We start from the raw sequence: 18,606 nt of genomic DNA, 5'->3' as shown, positions 1-18,606 counted from the left end.
ATCTATAATTATACTAGGCATGAATGATCAAGATGAAAATAGTTATAAATAAAAATCAACTGTTCGTTCATTATAATATATTCGTATAATGAAAAATTTTCTTTTAAATGACAAATAATGATGATTAACGCAAATAACCCATATTTAAAACAAGTTAAGCGATTAATATTCAAGCAAAATGTATATTTTTTTATTCTTGCGTTTTGCAGTGGACTCATTGGGGCAATTTCAGTTCAGCTATTAAATATTATGTCCCTTACTCTCCACAAATTCTTATTTCATTTGGATGGAAATGGTCATTTGTCGGGATTAAGTTACGTTAATCCATGGTATTGTATATGTATTCCCCTGATCGGAGCGATAGGTTTATTCCTTGTCCGTTATTATATGGGTCAATTTTTCAGTGCAAAAATTGCAGATATAATTGAAGCAAATGCATTATACGGTGGTAAGCTTTCTGTCAAAGACAGTTTTTATTTAACGCTGCAGACCCTTTTGTCCAATGGGTTCGGTATTTCCTTGGGATTGGAATCTGCTTATACACAGGTTAGTGCCGCAGCAGCATCCAAAATCGGACGCTTCTTTAAAATTAGACAGAATAAATTGAGAATACTTGTTGGCTGTGGAGCGGCAGGAGCCATCGGTGCAGCCTTCAACTCGATTTTAGGAGGGGCTTTTTATGGATTTGAAATTGTTTTAGCTTCATATAATTTTATAAATTTCCCCTATATCATGATTGCTGCAATGTCTGGATATATAATGATTCATTGTTTGGGTGGTGCAGGACCCGTTTTTCATATTGTTCCGGATTCTATTCATTATATTGATTATGGAATTGTATGTATTTTTTCACTGATTTGCGCAATCATTGCCATTATGGTCATGTATGGGGCGACACGTATTGAAATTTATATAAATCAATTGAGAATTCCGAAAATTTATGGACTGGTTGCTGGAGCCCTGATGGTGGGAGGGATGGGTATCCTGACCCCTGCTGTATTGGGATCTGGTCATGGTTTTCTTTGGGTTGTCTTGGATCATGGTATTGCCTTAAAATTGGCAGTTTTTATTTTGTTTTTAAAGGCAATCGCCTCATCCGTTTCCCTGGGAGTGGGATTTAGGGGAGGATTGTTTTTTGCTTCAATGATGCTTGGTGGAACAGCGGGAATTGTCTATGGCAATATTGTATTATATCTAGGGATTCATACATTTTCCCCTCTTGTATATGCGGCAATAGGGATGGCGGTCATGTCGGCGAGTATTATTGGCGGTCCCTTAAGCATGATGTTTTTATCTCTTGATATGACGCAAAGTTATTCTATGACAAGTGTGATTATTTTAGCTGTTATTGTGGCTATCGTTACAGTGAGAAAAATATTTGGATATTCCTTTGCAACCTGGCGTTTCCATTTAAGTGGAAAAAAAATTCGCTCAGCTTTGGATATCAGTGGATTGACGAGAACGACCGCACAGACATTGATGAAACCTGTTGATTTTACGCTTGATTATAATTTACCTCTTAATCAGGTTATACATTCGCTGCAATTTCATCATAAAGAGTTATTAATATTAAAGAATGAGGAGAATGAATATGCAGGATTGGTCGAATTAAAAGATATATTTGAGAATTTAGTTCATTATCAAGAACAAATCGGGGAACTTGCAATCAGAAAAAATCGGGTTTTGACCCCGGGTATGAATATCAAAGAAATGATGGATGGTTTTGATGACATACATGAATGCCCATGGCTAATTGTTGTGCGTGGAACCGACAATTATGAAATAATGGGCATTGTAAATGAGGATGATGTTCTGAATCGATATAATGAAATTCTTGAAAGACAAATAAAAGATCTGACAGGAATGAAATTATATAGAGAGCTATAATAATGATATAAGGCACTCAATAAAGTGCCTTATAAATGAAAATTGTGTCAGATCAATGAAATAGAAAGTTATTTGTACTAGTCAAGTGTGTGACGGTTAAAAGCCTTGAACCATTGGTTGCCAAATTCAGTTACAGCGGCAAGAACTGCTGGATCAGCAATGAAAAGATCAAAAATGCTTGGTGGCAGGGTAATACCAGCAGATCCGATCATCATGCATTCTAAAGCCTGACGGGGGCTTTTGAAGCTTGCATTAACGATTTCAACATCTGGTTTGTGTTGGGAAATCAAGTTTTGCAATTCTTTAACGGTTTCGGGGCCATTTCCACCTTGTGCATCAATTCTGCTGACATAAGGGGAAAGATATTTGGCACCTGCCAAAGCCGCCATAAATCCTTGAGCGGCACCATAGATTGAAGTTCCCAGGGTTGGGATGCCTTCCTTGGTTAATTCTTTGATGGCAACCAGACCGTTAGGGGTTACAGGAACCTTAACAATAAGGTTTTCTACACGAGAGGTCAGTGTATGAGCGTCTTTGATCATACCTTCTACAGTTGGAGAGATAACTTGAGCAAGCAACATTCCCTTTCCACCCATTGCATCACGGATGGCTGGTAACAAATCGAAAACGGACTTGCCACTTGCTGCAACAATACCGGGATTGGTTGTAACACCATCAACAGGTACCATCGCACAAATTCTTTTAATGTCTTCTACATCAGCTGTATCAAGTAAAAATTTCATATTTTATACACCTTTTTAGAATTATTTAAATGATTTAAATTCATTATATGATAAATAATATGTGAACATTAATAATGCTAGTGTAAAAAATGATTTTTGTTAAGTTTTTTGATAAAAAAATCAATTTTTTGTGATATTTATTTGATTCAATTTATAATTGAACAGTTTTAGGGCTCTAATTGGTAATAAAATTACAAAAATTGATAGAATCAGTTATTATTTTTAAATTGTGATTTTATTTAAATTTTTAAAATAATAATTTTTTAATTGACATTTAAAAATTTAATAGTTCGTTTTTTTTATATCCTTGCTGTAGGAATGACTGATTAAAGATTAGCAAGGATATTTATTTAAATTTTAGACTGAGTAATACATATCAAATTCGATAGGGTGAGGCGTGTGTTCGAAGCGATATACTTCTTCCCATTTGATTTTGCAATAACTGTCAATCTGGTCCTGAGTAAATACATTTCCCGCCAATAGGAAATCATGATCAGCTGCAAGAGCTTCCAATGCTTCACGTAAAGAGCCACATACGGTTGGAATTTCTTTAAGTTCTTCAGGAGGTAGATCGTAAAGATCCTTGTCCATTGCATCACCAGGATGAATTTTGTTTTTGATGCCGTCAATTCCAGCCATTAGCATTGCCGCAAATGCGAGATATGGGTTTGCTGTTGGATCGGGGAAACGGATTTCAACACGTTTTGCTTTAGGACTGGTCACATATGGAATGCGACAGGAGGCGGAACGGTTGCGAGCCGAATAGGCTAACAAGACAGGAGCCTCAAATCCTGGAATCAATCTTTTGTATGAATTGGTGGATGGATTTGTAAAAGCGTTTAACGCTTTTGCATGTTTAATAATTCCACCAATATAATACAGGGCTTGATCTGAAAGGTCGGCATAGCCATTTCCTGCAAAATTTGGAGTGTTGTTTTTCCAGATGGATTGATGGACATGCATACCAGTGCCATTATCACCATAAATTGGTTTTGGCATGAATGTTGCAGTTTTGCCATATGAATTTGCAACATTATGAACGCAGTATTTATAGATCTGCATAAAATCAGCGGAACGTACTAGGGTGGCAAAAGCCACTCCCAATTCGTGTTGAGACTGGGCAACCTCATGATGATGTTTTTCGATAGGCAATCCCATCTCACCCATCGTGCTAAGCATTTCTGCACGCAAGTCATTTTCCGTATCAACAGGTGGAACAGGAAAGTAGCCTCCCTTCACCCGAGGACGATGTCCCATGTTTCCTTCGGGATAATCTTTTAGGTTTGCATCAGGGCCTTCTATACTATCGAGTTGATAGATACCATAATTGGAACCGACACCGAATTTGACATTATCGAAAATGAAGAATTCTGCTTCTGGCCCAAAATAAGCCGTATCGCCAATTCCTGTTGATTTTAGGTATTGTTCAGCCAGTTTCGCAGTGGAACGAGGATCACGATTGTAAGCGGTTCCCGTTGCAGGATCAATGATATCACAAATAAGAATAAGCTGGGGTTTCGCCGTAAATGGATCCATAACTGCTGTAAATGGATCAGGCATTAAAATCATGTCACTTTCATTAATAGCCTTCCATCCGGCGATGGAAGAACCGTCAAACATAATGCCATCCTCAAAAATATCAGGCTCTATGGTTGATACAAATTGTGTGGTATGATGCCATTTTCCCCGTGGATCCGTAAAACGGAAATCAACAAATTCTACAGAATTTTCCTGAAGCAGATCCATAATTTTGGCAATAGCCTCTTCTTTGGAAGCTGAAGAAGAAATCAATTGGTCGGCCATGTACTATTAGTCCTTATTATATGATAGAAATTTATGCATTCAAAAACGTAACAGTGTCATCCATAAAGATAATATTTTTCTTCCCATATGGTTATAACTCTCAAAGGGATACTTCATTTTGTCAAAATGAAAAAGATAAAATTGATTATAAAGCTTCAACCCCACTTTCACCTGTACGAATGCGAATGGCATTTTCCACAGGAATAACAAAAATCTTTCCATCACCGATTCGGCCAGTTCTTGCTGTATTGAGGATGATTTCAATTGCACGTTCGACGATATCCGCACTACAGACAAATTCGATTTTAACCTTGGGCAAAAAATCAACGACATATTCAGCACCACGATAAAGTTCGGTATGGCCTTTTTGGCGGCCGAACCCTTTTACTTCTGTTACCGTAATTCCTTGAAGGCCAATCTCTTGAAGCGCTTCTTTAACCTCATCGAGTTTAAAAGGCTTAATAATGGCTTCGATTTTTTTTATCATCTTGTTTCTCTATATTCATCAAATAAAAATTATATAGCGATAATACTGTTACTGTTTACGATAACAATATTAAAGAATGTTTGGAAAGTTCTGTCCAGTGTAAAGATATAGAGAATTTTTAACAATGAATAGAACAATTTAATAAAAAATGTCTATTATTTAAACATTATGCCTATTTTTTATATTATTTATTTAAAATTGCTATAAAATAGACAATGATTTGTAGGGTTTATGTAATTTTTTTGCCTAAATTTTTATCATAAAAAATTTTAATTCATAAATTGCAAATTATTGTTTTTTATAAATTAAAGGCGTTTTTCCCACATCTGTTCGATATATCATGGAAGATTCTTTTTCAACAAAATGAATATTGAATTGGCATTTATGTTTCAATTTTTCAAAAAGGGAATGTGATAGAGTGTTTTTTTTATCAGATTCAATCAATGATCGTATCATTATATCGCAAATTTTGTCTTTATGTTTATCATATTGATTCTTCATTTCATAAAGATTTGAAACCGCAATTATTAAATTTAAGGTTTCAGAATTTTGGTTTATTTGGAATTGAAATTCCTCAGCAATTTTGTTGAAGCTAAAAATGGAATCAATCTCCAGTTTCTTAGATAATAATGTCAGGAAATGTGGAACATAAAATTGATGATTTATCAAAGAGATAAAATCGTCACTGCGGCCTACATATTCAAACTGTATCGAATTGAGAAATCGACTGGTATAATTTGGACGCCTTATGACGCGATCCCCTAATCTATAACGCAAGACAGGGGCTTCATTTGCAAATAATCTTGTGACGACAAGATCTCCTTCTTCGTTTTCTTGAACCCATTTACCGTTTTTATCGACAATTTCTATCAGATGTAAACCGGGAACAGCTGTTAGGATTGAACTTTCCGGATTGAGTTGTAAACCTATAGTTTCGGCCTGTGTGGCAGCAAAAAAACTCAATATGATTAAATTCTGATAGATATCTTTTAGATCAGATTTAATTTTTTCTGGAAGACATCCACTGCCATATAGAGCTATTCTCAAACTATCCTTTTGTTGATCATTTAATTCACTTGCATAAGGAACGAGCAGGGCGATATCGCGGACAATGCCCATGAAACCTTTTTGTCCCGGATTTTGCATAATACGCTGATAAATTTTAGCGGACATGGGTCCGATACCAAGATAATTAACATTTGGAATTTCTTGTAAAACTCCACCAACCATGGTTCCGCTGCTCCATAATTGACTGTCAGATAGAGTGGTGCCAATCCATTTGGCCTGTTGTTCTTCCATATAACGTGAAATAATATGTTTTCCGATAAAATTTCCTGCCCATCTGTAAGTATCCCTTAATTCTTTTTTTGAAAATACGATTTCGGAAGATCTTCCTGAGGCGGTACCTCCACTGTTGGCAATTTGAAAATTACCATTTTCGATCGGGACAATCATACCTGGACGTTTGCCAGAAAATAAATCTGTATAAATTTCTTTATCAGTAAGCGGAATGGCGGAAAAAGTTTCAAAATCGTTTAATTTTTCCTTGCCAATCGCTTGATCAATACGTTCTTTCCAAATAGGGTTGACTCGACATATCTCGATCAGCTGTTTTAATCTTTTAAGAATAAATTCGTTCTGTATTTCAAATGGAATTGCATCAAAATAAGTTTCCGTTAACCGTTCAAAATAGCGAATGGTTGATAAAAACGTTGGAAATTGAGCAATATTTTGGATTGATTGTGGATTAAACAAAAAATCAGGAAAAACAGTTTTCAGTAATTCCTTGTTTGGATGGATATGCAAGATAGGGGCTCCTTGGGTAAAATATGGGGATGGAATGAATTTAAAAGGTTTTAAGAATGGAATTTGCTGCGGTCTCAATATGTTTGGTCAGGTCAGCGATATCATCCATTGAGATTTCATGATTCATGATAACGATACGGAGGGCGGTGATATGATCTAGATCCACTTTTGAAATGAAATAGCGTCCTTCATCACGGATTTTATCTCTTATTTTTAATTGTAAATAATTCAATTTTTCTTTCGATAGTTTTTTTTCATTTGGCAAATATCTGAAGCAAAGAATGTTGGATTCAGGTTTGTGCAAGGTTTCAAAATCATCTAGGGTCTGTAGATATTTGTATGCTTGAAAGGTGGTTTTGACTAGAAGGTTTAATTTGGTTGCAAAAAATTGTTGACCGTATAAAGACCAAACAACCCATAAATTTAAAATGGAAGGTCGTTTGGTACATTCGAAATTTTTAGTTCCACTTTCGAATTTTGTTATTTCATCTTCAAATTCCTCTGTAACATAACTGGCTTGAATCGGAAATGTCAGCTTTGTTTTATCACCATTTTTATAAAATAATAATGTACAAGCCGCAGGAACAAATAATGTTTTATGAGCGTCAAGACAAAAAGAGTCAGCGTATGTTAAGCCTGCTACTCGGTTTCTCAATTGATCGGAAACTAGAAAGGATCCGCTATGTGCTGCATCAACATGAAACCAGGCTTTATATTTAATGGCGAGTTCCGACAATTCTTTTAAGGGATCAATAGCCCCAATGCTTGTACTACCTGCAGCAGCGATAATACAGAAAATATCTTTTCCGTTTTTATGGGCTTTATTTAAAATTTGCCTTGCTTGTTTTATACAGATTTGTCTTTGAGCGTTCAGGGGTAATAAAATGATATTGTCTTGACCAAGACCAATAATGCCAGCAATCCGGCTGACAGAAAAATGTGCATCCGTTCCTATAGCTATGGTAGGTACAAGGTTTTTTTGACCAGCATTTCCTTTTTTCCAGATATTTGGGTATTTGTTATTGCGGGCGGTTATTACCGCGGTTAAATTGGCCAAACTTGCTCCAGAGGTTGAAATCATGCCATAATTACTATTTTCCCATCCCAAAAATTTAGCAAATTTTTCCGCAATTATTTTGTCTGCTACATTAGGTAGGGGGCCGCATTCATAAAATGATGCTGGCTGGGGGCACAGAGAATTTACAACATCATAAATGGCTGAAACAGGAATGACCGATGAAAATTGTCTGGCCATATATCCTGTAGAATTTACTTTGATTGCAGTATTGATGTGTAAATCAACAATCTGGTTCAGTCGTTCAATAATTGACTCACCGGATTTGTGATCTGTCAGATGAAGGGCAATATTGAGGAGTTCATGCGGAGTTATACAATGAATTCCTTTCTTGGTTTTATCTTGAAGCAATTTATAAAGTTTTTGTTGAATTTTTTCAAATAAAAATGAAATATTATTTGGGTTAAAAGCATCATATAATATTGAGTTATTTTTATTTATAATTTTATTACTGGATACCTTATAGTTATTCATTGAAATACTTTCTTAATATTTATAATTCAATTTTTAGGTTGTATATTATCCATAATAAAATAAGTATTACATAAATTAAAAAGACAAATAACAGTCAAAAAAAGAAAAATTGTTTAGAAATTACTTAACAGGATTATTAATAAATTATTTATATTTTGTCTGAAATACATTGATATTTGTCAATTTTACTTATTATTAATTTACCTAATTGGACTGTATTTTAATAAAGCCTGTTATTGCATGGAATTTACGTTGATGAAAAATACAGTTCTTATCATTATAGACTTACAAAATGATTATTATCCAAATGGAAAATTTCCATTATTTAATATGAATTCTGTTGGTAAAAGCAGCATGGAAGTTTTAGCTGCCGCACGGCAACATCATATTCCAGTCATCCATATACAACATCAGTTTCCCATGAAGGATGCACCCTTTTTTGTTCAGCATACTGAAGGGGTGAAAATTAATAAGGATGTAAAACCATTGAATAATGAAATATGTATTACAAAAAATTATCCTAACGCTTTCAAGGGAACGGAATTGAAGTCCGTTCTTGATAGACATAATTATAAAAATCTTATCGTTATAGGTGCCATGTCCCAAATGTGCGTTGATGCGACAGTCAGGACAGCCTTAGATTATGGATATCAGGTGACATTGATCCCTGATTGTATTGCGTCAAAAGAAATAACCTTTAACGATGTTGAAGTGCCTGCGCCAAAAGTTCATGCTGCAATGTTATGGATATTATCTTTTGCTGGTGCCAAAATAATGCCCAAAGATGAATTTTTGGCACATCTATCTTAAATGAAAATGAATTACGATATATTATCATGTTTGACCGTTATCTAAATACGATTGAAACAGTGATGGCTAATAATCATGCTGTTTTTCTGGGAACATCTCAAGCAGTAACTTTGCTCTATCTGGATTATAAAATTTCATCAAAACAATTTAAAATTGCTTTGGAAAATTACATAAATAAAAATCCATTACTGCAACAAAAACTGGTCATTCAGAATAAAAAATGGTGTTTGCAGAAAAATTCTCATCCCGTTTCTAATTTTGAAGTTTTTAGATACGAGGACAAAATTAAAGATTTTGATTTGATTCTTGAAAAAGAAGTTAATAACATTCTTGATTATAATCAAGTTTTATCAAAACTGAAAATTATCTATCCTGTCCAGAATAAAGGTTGCATAATTATCCTTACTCAACATCATGCTATCATGGATACCTATTCAGCAAAAAAAATTCTTAAAGATTTAATAGATTCAATTTCTATTGACGAAGAAGAAAAACATTATGAGCATTTTCCTGTATGGAAATATTTCAATGCAAAAGAGGTGGCCGATTGCGATATCCGTCAAGTTCATAAACCTGACAATGATTTTTCACAGGCTTTGAAAATCTTTGATAATCCCTTGCCTCTAAAATGGACCGCTGTTGATACATGGATTATTAACCCATCGCTCTTATCATCCATGGAATATTATGCAAAGAAATTGGATTGTAGACTTAATTCCCTTTTGACTGTCATTTATTCAATTGCTGTAATGAAACTTTTAAATATTAATAACATTAATACTTATAGTGCAGTAACCTACCGTAAAAATAACGATTTGATGAATCAATTGGGTTGTTTATTGGATGTTGTGAATATCAATGTAAAAATCTGGGATATTGATGATTCAGTCAGGCGGTTTGAAAGGGAAATAAGTTATATTAAGAAACACTTATCCAAGGAACTGGAAACAACCAGCCAGATTCTTGCGGATGCAAAAAAACAAAAGCTGTCTTTTCAAAAGGCTGTAAGATTGTGCGAAGGATTGGGATTCACCAATAGTGGTAGAACAGATACCTTAAAGTTTGAAAATGATATAAATGTTCTTGCCTATCGGTCCGTTGCCAATCGCACATCTGGTGCATTGTTATTTACGTATCATATGTCATTTCATAAGGGAAGTTTGATAACAAGTGTTTTAACATCGCAATTATTACTGGATAAAAAATCCATTCAGTTATTTATTCAAAATATCAATAAATACATTAAAATAATTGATCAGAGAGTGAAGTTGATGAAAGCTCAGGATTAAATCTATCTTGAACGGATTTTATATTTGTTTCGATAATCTCTTGGGGTGAGACAGGTGATCTTGGTAAAATTTTTTCTGAACGAACTTGAATTAGCATAACCAAGATTCCATGAAATTTGTTCAATAGGCATATCGGTTGTTTCAAGAAGGCCTTTGGCATATTCAATGCAAAAATTCTGTATGTAATTTTTTGGAAGCAGTTTGGTGGCTTTTTTAAAACGTCTTAAGAAAGTTCGTTCTTCAAGTCCCGATTGAATAACAAGATTTTTGACGTTTATATCATGAATATCTGCATTCATAAGCCAATATTGCGCCTTAAGGATAGCTGTATCATTATGATCCAGTTTTGGAAAAAAAGACATATATTGATTTTGAAGATCTCTTGGTGGATCAACATTCATGAATTGAGTCGTTTTTAGCATTATATGATGGCCAAAAAATTTTTCTACAATATATAATCCAATATCGACCCAGGACATGATTCCACCACTAGTGATAAGAGTTTCGTTATCAACCAGAAGTTTGCTTTTATTTACAATGATTTTTGGAAATTTTTTTTTAAGGGTATCAGCATATAACCAATGGGTTGTGGCTTCCTTTCCATTTAACAATCCCGTTTCAGCTAGAATAAATGTTCCAACACAGATTGCCGCAATTATGGATTGTTGAGAATGATGATGTCTAATAAAATTAATTATTTCGCCAATATTATCCGGTGTATGGATTCCGCTCATACAGGGAGGAATAATGATCACGTCTTGTTTGGCTAGAAAATTTGTAAAATCGTGATCGTTGGAAATTACCTTGACCTGAATTTTTTTAAATGAGTTACACGCATATTCTGCCAGATTAAATAAATCAATCAAACCGTTGATAGCTGTCTGTTGATGATCTGAATAAGAAATAATTACAATTTTTAAGTTAAATTGATTCGTCATCATGGATTAAAACCAAATTTGTAGGGTATCAATTACCCTACAAAATAAATTATTGATTTAAAAGTGGTTTTAAAAAAACGCCTGTATAACTATTTGGTGACTTGGCAATTTGTTCTGGTGTTCCTGTTGCTACAATTTCACCACCGCCACTTCCACCTTCAGGTCCGAGATCAATAACCCAATCAGCGGTTTTGATAACCTCCAAATTATGTTCGATAACAATAATGGTATTTCCCTGATCAACCAGTGTATGTAAAACCTCCAGTAACTTACGTACATCTTCCGTATGTAGTCCTGTTGTAGGTTCATCAAGAATATATAGGGTTCTTCCCGTTGCCCGCCTTGCCAGTTCCTTGGAAAGTTTGATACGCTGTGCCTCTCCTCCTGAAAGGGTGGTGGCCTGTTGTCCAAGATGAATGTAGCCAAGTCCAACCTGTTTTAGTATGTTTAGACGGTCGTAAATTCTGGGAGCGGATGAAAATAATGGTATGGCTTCATCTACTGAAAGATTTAGAATATCGGCAATGGAGTGGCCCTTGAATTTGATTTCCAACGTTTCCCGATTGTATCTTGCTCCTTTACAGGTATCACAGGTAACAAACATATCTGGAAGAAAGTGCATTTCAATTTTTATGACCCCATCTCCTTGACAGGCTTCACATCGTCCGCCCTTGACATTAAAGGAAAAGCGTCCTGGCTTGTAACCTCGTGCACGGCTTTCTGGCAGCTCTGCAAACCATTCTCTAATTGGTGTGAATAAATCTGTATAGGTTGCCGGGTTGGAACGGGGGGTGCGTCCAATGGGGGATTGGTCTATGTCAATGATTTTATCAAGTAGTGGAATATTCTTGATGGATTTATATGGAGAGGGTACAGCATTCGAACCCATCAATTGTCTGGAAAGGGCCTTATAAAGCGTATCAATGATCAGGGTGGATTTTCCACCCCCCGAAACACCCGTTACGGCGATAAAGGTCCCAAGAGGAAAATCAACAGTAACATTTTTTAAATTGTTACCTGTTGCGTTACACAGTGTTAATATTTGCTTTTTATTCATTTTCCTTCTTTTTTTGGGAATGGCAATGAATTTTCGGCCACTCAGATAATCGCCGGTAAGGCTGTCCGGATTTTTTTCCACTTCCTTGGGTGTGCCCATGGCAACGACATGTCCCCCCATGATGCCAGCCCCGGGGCCCATATCAATAAGATAGTCAGAAGCCTTGATCGTGTCTTCGTCATGCTCAACAACGATCAAGGTGTTTCCAAGGTTTTTTAAACGATCAAGAGTGCCGAGCAACCGTTCATTATCCCGTTGATGTAATCCGATTGACGGTTCATCCAGAACGTATAAAACCCCTGTCAGTCCAGATCCAATTTGACTGGCCAGACGAATGCGCTGGCTTTCACCTCCAGATAGTGTGGCTGAACCTCTGGATAATGTAAGATAATCAAGACCGACATCATTGAGAAATTTCAAGCGGTCAATAATTTCTCGCAGAATTCGATGGGCAATTTCTGCTTTTTGAGGGGATAGAGTTTCTTCAACACTGGAAAACCATTTTAATGCTTGATGGATGGGATAATCTGCAATTTCTGCAATGTTTTTATTGTTTATTTTGACACATAAAGCTTCGGGTTTAAGTCGGGCGCCATGACAAGCGTGACAAGGATAATCCGCCCGAAAGCGATTGAGATCTTCCCTAATGATATGACTGTCAGTTGAATGATAGCGTTTATCTAGATTTTTGATCACCCCTTCAAAAGGTTGAGTTACAGTATAGGATTTTTTTTCATCATGATAGTGAATCGGAATTTTTTCATCTGTACCATGCAGAATGGCATGTTGAATTTTTCCAGGGATTTTTTCCCATGGCGTGTTGATTTTAAAATGAAAATGTTCGGCTAGACTTGCCAAAGTTTGTTGATAATAGGGCAGTGAAGTATTTTTCCATGCTGAAATAGCCCCTTTTTCCAAAGAAAGTGCAGGATTGGGAATGATCAGGTCTGGGTCGAAAAAGCTTTCAGTCCCGATACCGTCACATACTGGACATGCACCTTGGGGTGCATTGAAGGAAAAAAGTCTTGGTTCAATTTCTTCAAGAGTAAATCCGCTTTCAGGACAAGAATAACGTGATGAAAAGCTTAAATGAATTGATTTTCTTTTTTCATCTTTACGTAAGACCTCCTCCACTTGTGCAAGACCATCGGAAAGGGATAAGGCTATTTCAAAACTATCTGCCAATCGATTTTCTATACCCTGTTTAACGATGATGCGATCAACAACCACCTCGATCGTATGTTTAAGTTTACGATTTAATTCCGGCGCTTCTGAAATGTCATATAGTTTCCCGTCAATTTTAACCCGTGTAAAACCCTTGCGTTGAAGTTCCGCAAGCTCTTTTCTGTATTCCCCTTTACGACTTCGTACAATGGGGGATAACAACATCAATCGGGTGCCTTCGGACAACTCCATCACTCGATCAACCATCTGGCTAACGGTTTGTGCTTCAATTGGCAATCCCGTAATCGGTGAAAAAGGGGTTCCTGCTCGTGCCCATAACAGGCGCATATAATCATGAATTTCAGTAATGGTGCCAACTGTTGAACGTGGATTGCGGGATGTTGTTTTTTGTTCGATTGATATCGCGGGAGACAGCCCCTCAATGGATTCAACATCGGGTTTCCCCATTAATTCCAAAAACTGGCGTGCATAGGCTGAAAGGCTTTCAACATAACGTCTTTGTCCTTCCGCATATATAGTGTCAAAAGCCAAAGAGGATTTTCCCGATCCGGAAAGGCCCGTGATAACCGTCATCTTGTTTCTGGGAATATCAACATCAATATTATGTAAATTGTGGACTTTTGCTCCACGCACTTTAATATGGGTAAGCGCAGTCGGTGATTTATTTTTCATGATATGATTGTTATATGGTTTTGTATCTTGTGATTACTGTTTTAAAAAAATTACAGGATGGTATAGAAAGAATATAATTCTTTTAAAGATGGAAAAAAAGTAAAGATATAGCATTTTTTACTATAAAGAAATGAGGATAAAATGGCAGGAAGTGTTAATAAGGTGATTTTGGTTGGAAATCTTGGACGAGACCCTGAAGTTAGAAGTGCACAAACAGGTGCCAAGATAGTTACTCTCGCAATTGCCACCAGTGATACATGGAACGATCGTCAGACTGGTGAACGCAAGGATCTGACAGAATGGCATAGAGTGGTAATTTTTAATGAGCGTCTTGCTGATGTTGCAGAAAAATATTTACGTAAGGGTCGCAAGGTTTTTATTGAGGGTATATTGAGAACCCGGAAATGGACTGATCAGCAAGGTGTTGAACGGTATAGCACAGATGTGGTTGTTGACCGATTTAGAGGAGAACTGGTTTTGTTGGATAGCGCGCGAAGTGGTGGAGATTCAATGGATAATTATGGTTCGGAATCTTCATTTACACCACCACCTGCGGCCCGTCCAGCCAGTAATGCATCATCTGGTAATAGATCCAATTCCAGTTGGGATGCTTCCATGCCTAGTAATAATGATTTGGATGATGAAATTCCCTTCTAAGTCTATCGATGGAGTTTTGATCACTGGAATATCATTGATGTCATTGGTTTGATAATAACTTGTATATTTTTAGTGATCCGCACTCTAACTAAATATAAACAGAATGTTATAAAAAAGATACGATCTTATTATCGTGACGTGATAATATTAGATCTAAATAGTAAATCCTTTTGTATTTTTGTTTTTAGCAAGCTTTTGATCATAAAATTATTTATTTTCTTTCCACTATAAAACTTATAAGTTTTACTCTATATTATAGGAATATTATTATTTAAGGGTTATTTTGCAAAGATCATAAGACATTCTTACGTTGTAACCTGATTTAAAGTTATTTGTTTGTAGATTAGTTTATAATTAATTAAATGATGGATCTGCCTTGACCGATTTACCAGAAAATACTTCATCCTTTTCAACCGATATTACCCCTGTTACCGTTGAAGAGGAAATGCAAACCTCTTATCTGGCGTATGCCATGTCTGTAATTGTCAGTCGTGCTTTGCCGGATGTCAGAGATGGGTTGAAACCCGTTCATCGTCGAATTTTATATTCAATGTTTGAAAGTGGTTTGACCCCTGATAAACCTTATCGTAAATCTGCCCGTGCTGTTGGGGATGTGATGAGCAAATATCATCCGCATGGGGACTCATCAATTTATGATGCCATGGTAAGAATGGCACAGCGTTGGTCTATGCGGGTATGTCTGGTTGACGGTCAGGGGAATTTCGGGTCTGTTGATGGGGACTCTCCAGCAGCTATGCGTTATACAGAGGCACGTCTGGGGAAACCTGCCATATTTTTATTGGAAGACATAAATCAGGATACAGTTGATTTTCAGCCAAATTATGATGAAAGTGAGCGGGAACCCGTTATCTTGCCCGCAGCCTATCCAAATCTTTTAATAAACGGTGCCTCGGGTATTGCGGTAGGAATGGCGACGAATATACCGCCTCACAACCCTGGAGAAATTATCGATGCCACCTTGGCATTAATTGCCAATCCAGACATGGATCTTGCACAATTAATGCAAATTGTACCTGGTCCAGATTTTTCCACTGGCGGTATCATTCTTGGACGTTCAGGTATTCGTAATGCATTTGAAACGGGACGTGGATCAATACTGGTGCGGGGACGTGCCAGTATCGAGGAAATTCGTAAGGACAGGCAGGCCATTATTATCACCGAGATTCCCTTTCAGGTAAACAAGGCGACTTTACAAGAGAAAATTGCGGAGCTTGTACGTAATAAGCAGATTGAAGGTATCTCCGATATCCGTGATGAAAGTGATCGTTCTGGTATGCGGGTGGTCATTGAAATCAAACGTGATGCTACCGCGGAGGTGGTCTTAAATCAATTATACCGCTTTACCCAGCTACAGACGACTTTTGGTGTGAATATGCTTGCATTAACCAATGGAAAACCTCAGTTACTGGGATTGAAAGATGCGTTAAATGCCTTTATCTCCTTCCGTGAGGAAGTGATTTTGCGTCGGGCGCGATTTGAATTAAGAAAATCTAGGGATCGGGCGCATCTATTGTTGGGTCTGGTTATCGCGGTTGCTAATATAGATGAAGTTATCGCTTTAATCCGCTCGGCTCCGGATACGGTAACAGCTCGTGATCAATTATTGAATCGGTCCTGGCCTGCGGAAGATATCCAAAGTCTTTTAAACCTTATCCAAGATGAAGGTAATACATTAAAAGACGGAAGAGTTTATCTCAGTGAAGTGCAGGTTCGTGGTATTCTTGAGTTGAGATTGCAACGGTTAACCGGTTTGGAACGTGAAAAAATTCTAAGTGAACTAATGGAAGTTTCAAAACGGATTGAGGAATTGCTGGAAATTATTGCGAGTCATTTGCGTCGTATGGAAATTATGCGTGATGAACTTGTTTGTGTAAGATCTGCAATTGCCTGTGAAAGAATGACCGATATTGTCGATTATGAAGGCGACCAAACTGATGAAAGCCTGATTGAACCTGGACAGATGGTTGTAACCATAACACGTGAGGGATTTATCAAGCGTACCCCATTGGACACTTTTCGTTCTCAAAATCGTGGGGGTCGTGGCAGAACTGGGGCCGGAAGACGTGGAGATGATATAATTACACGATCCTTTAACGCGCATACACATCAATGGGTAATATTTTTCTCTTCTGGAGGAAAGGCGTACCGTGCAAAAGTTTGGCATTTACCAGAAGCCAGCCCAACGTCAAAAGGTAGAGCATTGGTCAATTTATTGCCTGATTTAGGAAATGATGAGGTGACAACAGTATTGCCTTTGCCTCAGGATGAGGAATTGTGGTCAGATTTGCATCTTGTGTTCGCCACCTCATCCGGAAACGTCAGACGTAATCGCCTGAGTGATTTTGGAAATATACGTTCTTCCGGTTTGATTGCCATGAAACTAGATGAACATGAACGGCTTATAGGGGTTGCTACCTGTCAGGAAGGTCAGGATGTTCTTTTGGCCACCAATAAAGGTCGGGCTATACGTTTCCAGATTACCGACAGTTCTTTGCGCGTTTTCTCCGGACGTGGAAGTACCGGTGTTCGTGGTATCAAATTGGCTGATAATGATGAGGTTATTTCCTTAACTGTCTTAAATCATGTTAATATTTTAACTTCTGAACGACTTGATTATTTACGTTACAGTAATGCGAAACGACGTGCGGAAAATGCCGAAACCAGTGATGATGAAACGATTGTTGAAAGTGAAGATCCGTTTGAGGACGAAGTTGAAAATAATGAATCTGCTGTAGAGCTGACAACAGGACGCTTAAGCGAGCTACAACGGTCTGAGGAAATTCTTCTGACGGTAACCAATGCCGGTTTTGGTAAACGGACTTCCGCTTATGAATATCGAGTAAGTGGTCGAGGCGGATTGGGTATTGCTAATATAAATCTGACGGGCAAGAACGGGGATGCCGTTGTTGCAACATTTGCGGTATGGGAAAATACAGATGTAATGATGGTGACGGACAAGGGACGTTTGATTCGCGTGCCAGTTAACCAGATACGGATTACATCAAGAACAGGAATGGGAGTAACTTTATTCCGTATTGATGAAGGGGAAACGGTCAGTAGTGTTTTTCCTGTGATTGATAATTCTGATGACAGTGATGAAAATCAGACAGACACTGATTCAGCCTTATCAGAAGATGAGGATGAATAGGGAATGCCGAGAATAGGATTTTATCCAGGCACATTTGATCCTATAACGAATGGTCATATTGATATTATTAAAAGGGCCGTTCGTATTGTGGACAAATTAATCATAGGGGTCGCTTTAAATGCAAATAAGCAGCCCTTATGGTCTTTGGAAGAGCGTGTGACATGTATTCATGAAGCTTTGATTGAGGAATTTGGTGAAGTCTGCAAAATCTTAAACCATAGCGGATGCGATATTGATGTTATCGGATTTGACAATCTTCTAGTTGATTGTGCAAAAAAATATAATGCGCAAATTCTTATACGCGGTTTAAGACAGGCAACAGATTTTGATTTTGAATTTCAGATGTGTCTAATGAATCAATGTTTGGATCCAAACATCGAAACGATTTTTTTAGTTGCCACTGAACAAAATCGGAGTATAGCTTCAAGATTTGTAAAAGAAGTGGCTTTATTGGGCGGGGATATATCATCCTTTGTTCCAAAGTCTACTTATAACAGGTTTCAGAAGATGTTCTTGAAATCGTGAAATAACAAATTATTCATGTAAATAAAGTG

General features: G+C 37.0%; 13 protein-coding genes. 6 read left to right on the top strand and 7 right to left on the bottom strand.

Features of this window, described 5'->3' with window-relative positions:
- Positions 1-249: 249 nt before the first annotated feature.
- Positions 250-1,887 carry a chloride channel protein gene (locus H3R33_RS04750; RefSeq protein ID WP_198184857.1) on the top strand — a complete coding sequence of 546 codons (1,638 nt, stop codon included), beginning with the start codon at positions 250-252 and terminating at the stop codon, positions 1,885-1,887.
- A 77-nt stretch (positions 1,888-1,964) separates the two neighbouring features.
- Here H3R33_RS04750 and H3R33_RS04745 read toward each other — a convergent pair whose 3' ends face one another.
- The 5 genes from H3R33_RS04745 to H3R33_RS04725 form a co-directional block, all read right to left on the bottom strand.
- On the bottom strand, positions 1,965-2,630 hold the full coding sequence (locus H3R33_RS04745; RefSeq protein ID WP_122123392.1) for a transaldolase family protein: 666 nt from the start codon (positions 2,628-2,630) through the stop codon (positions 1,965-1,967).
- A 357-nt stretch (positions 2,631-2,987) separates the two neighbouring features.
- Positions 2,988-4,376: a type I glutamate--ammonia ligase gene (glnA, locus tag H3R33_RS04740; protein ID WP_370552692.1), complete on the bottom strand. Its 1,389-nt coding sequence runs from the start codon at positions 4,374-4,376 to the stop codon at positions 2,988-2,990.
- A 202-nt stretch (positions 4,377-4,578) separates the two neighbouring features.
- Positions 4,579-4,917: a P-II family nitrogen regulator gene (locus tag H3R33_RS04735; RefSeq protein WP_198184983.1), complete on the bottom strand. Its 339-nt coding sequence runs from the start codon at positions 4,915-4,917 to the stop codon at positions 4,579-4,581.
- Positions 4,918-5,208: 291 nt separating this feature from the next.
- A complete protein-coding gene (locus H3R33_RS04730; protein WP_198184859.1) occupies positions 5,209-6,726 on the bottom strand; it encodes a hypothetical protein in 1,518 nt (505 codons plus the stop codon).
- Positions 6,727-6,766: 40 nt separating this feature from the next.
- The gene (locus tag H3R33_RS04725) at positions 6,767-8,275 is read right to left on the bottom strand and encodes an aminotransferase class V-fold PLP-dependent enzyme (protein ID WP_155565270.1); all 1,509 of its coding nucleotides are present in this window, start codon (positions 8,273-8,275) and stop codon (positions 6,767-6,769) included.
- A 255-nt stretch (positions 8,276-8,530) separates the two neighbouring features.
- Between H3R33_RS04725 and H3R33_RS04720 the strand changes: the two genes are divergently transcribed.
- A complete protein-coding gene (locus H3R33_RS04720) occupies positions 8,531-9,085 on the top strand; it encodes a cysteine hydrolase family protein (protein WP_198184860.1) in 555 nt (184 codons plus the stop codon).
- Between the two features lie 26 nt (positions 9,086-9,111).
- Positions 9,112-10,374, top strand: a complete 1,263-nt coding sequence (locus H3R33_RS04715) for a hypothetical protein (RefSeq protein ID WP_198184861.1) — start codon at positions 9,112-9,114, stop codon at positions 10,372-10,374.
- 2 nt (positions 10,375-10,376) lie between these two features.
- On the opposite strand, the gene H3R33_RS04710 is transcribed toward H3R33_RS04715, so the two are convergent.
- Together H3R33_RS04710 and uvrA are read right to left on the bottom strand one after the other, a co-directional pair.
- Positions 10,377-11,315: a GlxA family transcriptional regulator gene (locus tag H3R33_RS04710; RefSeq protein ID WP_110438837.1), complete on the bottom strand. Its 939-nt coding sequence runs from the start codon at positions 11,313-11,315 to the stop codon at positions 10,377-10,379.
- A 46-nt stretch (positions 11,316-11,361) separates the two neighbouring features.
- The gene (gene uvrA, locus H3R33_RS04705; RefSeq protein ID WP_198184862.1) at positions 11,362-14,226 is read right to left on the bottom strand and encodes an excinuclease ABC subunit UvrA; all 2,865 of its coding nucleotides are present in this window, start codon (positions 14,224-14,226) and stop codon (positions 11,362-11,364) included.
- Between the two features lie 141 nt (positions 14,227-14,367).
- Here uvrA and ssb point away from each other — a divergent pair, with 141 nt between their 5' ends.
- The 3 genes from ssb to coaD all read left to right on the top strand — a co-directional run bounded on the left by ssb (position 14,368) and on the right by coaD (position 18,577).
- Positions 14,368-14,883: a single-stranded DNA-binding protein gene (ssb, locus tag H3R33_RS04700; protein WP_198184863.1), complete on the top strand. Its 516-nt coding sequence runs from the start codon at positions 14,368-14,370 to the stop codon at positions 14,881-14,883.
- A gap of 445 nt (positions 14,884-15,328) precedes the next feature.
- Positions 15,329-18,052, top strand: coding sequence for a DNA gyrase subunit A (gyrA, locus tag H3R33_RS04695; protein ID WP_370552693.1), 2,724 nt, complete (start codon positions 15,329-15,331; stop codon positions 18,050-18,052).
- 3 nt (positions 18,053-18,055) lie between these two features.
- On the top strand, positions 18,056-18,577 hold the full coding sequence (gene coaD / locus H3R33_RS04690) for a pantetheine-phosphate adenylyltransferase (protein ID WP_110438841.1): 522 nt from the start codon (positions 18,056-18,058) through the stop codon (positions 18,575-18,577).
- Positions 18,578-18,606 lie beyond the last annotated feature (29 nt).

The sequence above is a fragment of the Commensalibacter sp. B14384M2 genome (assembly GCF_016101865.1).
In the GTDB taxonomy this organism is placed as follows: Bacteria; Pseudomonadota; Alphaproteobacteria; order Acetobacterales; family Acetobacteraceae; genus Commensalibacter; species Commensalibacter melissae.
This window is presented reverse-complemented; position numbering and strand designations above follow the sequence as displayed.

Coding starts and splice junctions, on each gene's coding strand:
- ssb (WP_198184863.1), top strand. CDS start 14,368: ATGGCAGGAAGTGTTAATAAGGTGATTTTGGTTGGAAATCTTGGACGA.
- H3R33_RS04715 (WP_198184861.1), top strand. CDS start 9,112: ATGTTTGACCGTTATCTAAATACGATTGAAACAGTGATGGCTAATAAT.
- H3R33_RS04710 (WP_110438837.1), bottom strand. CDS start 11,315: ATGATGACGAATCAATTTAACTTAAAAATTGTAATTATTTCTTATTCA.
- H3R33_RS04720 (WP_198184860.1), top strand. CDS start 8,531: ATGAAAAATACAGTTCTTATCATTATAGACTTACAAAATGATTATTAT.
- gyrA (WP_370552693.1), top strand. CDS start 15,329: ATGCAAACCTCTTATCTGGCGTATGCCATGTCTGTAATTGTCAGTCGT.
- glnA (WP_370552692.1), bottom strand. CDS start 4,376: ATGGATCTGCTTCAGGAAAATTCTGTAGAATTTGTTGATTTCCGTTTT.
- uvrA (WP_198184862.1), bottom strand. CDS start 14,226: ATGAAAAATAAATCACCGACTGCGCTTACCCATATTAAAGTGCGTGGA.
- coaD (WP_110438841.1), top strand. CDS start 18,056: ATGCCGAGAATAGGATTTTATCCAGGCACATTTGATCCTATAACGAAT.
- H3R33_RS04745 (WP_122123392.1), bottom strand. CDS start 2,630: ATGAAATTTTTACTTGATACAGCTGATGTAGAAGACATTAAAAGAATT.
- H3R33_RS04750 (WP_198184857.1), top strand. CDS start 250: ATGTCCCTTACTCTCCACAAATTCTTATTTCATTTGGATGGAAATGGT.
- H3R33_RS04725 (WP_155565270.1), bottom strand. CDS start 8,275: ATGAATAACTATAAGGTATCCAGTAATAAAATTATAAATAAAAATAAC.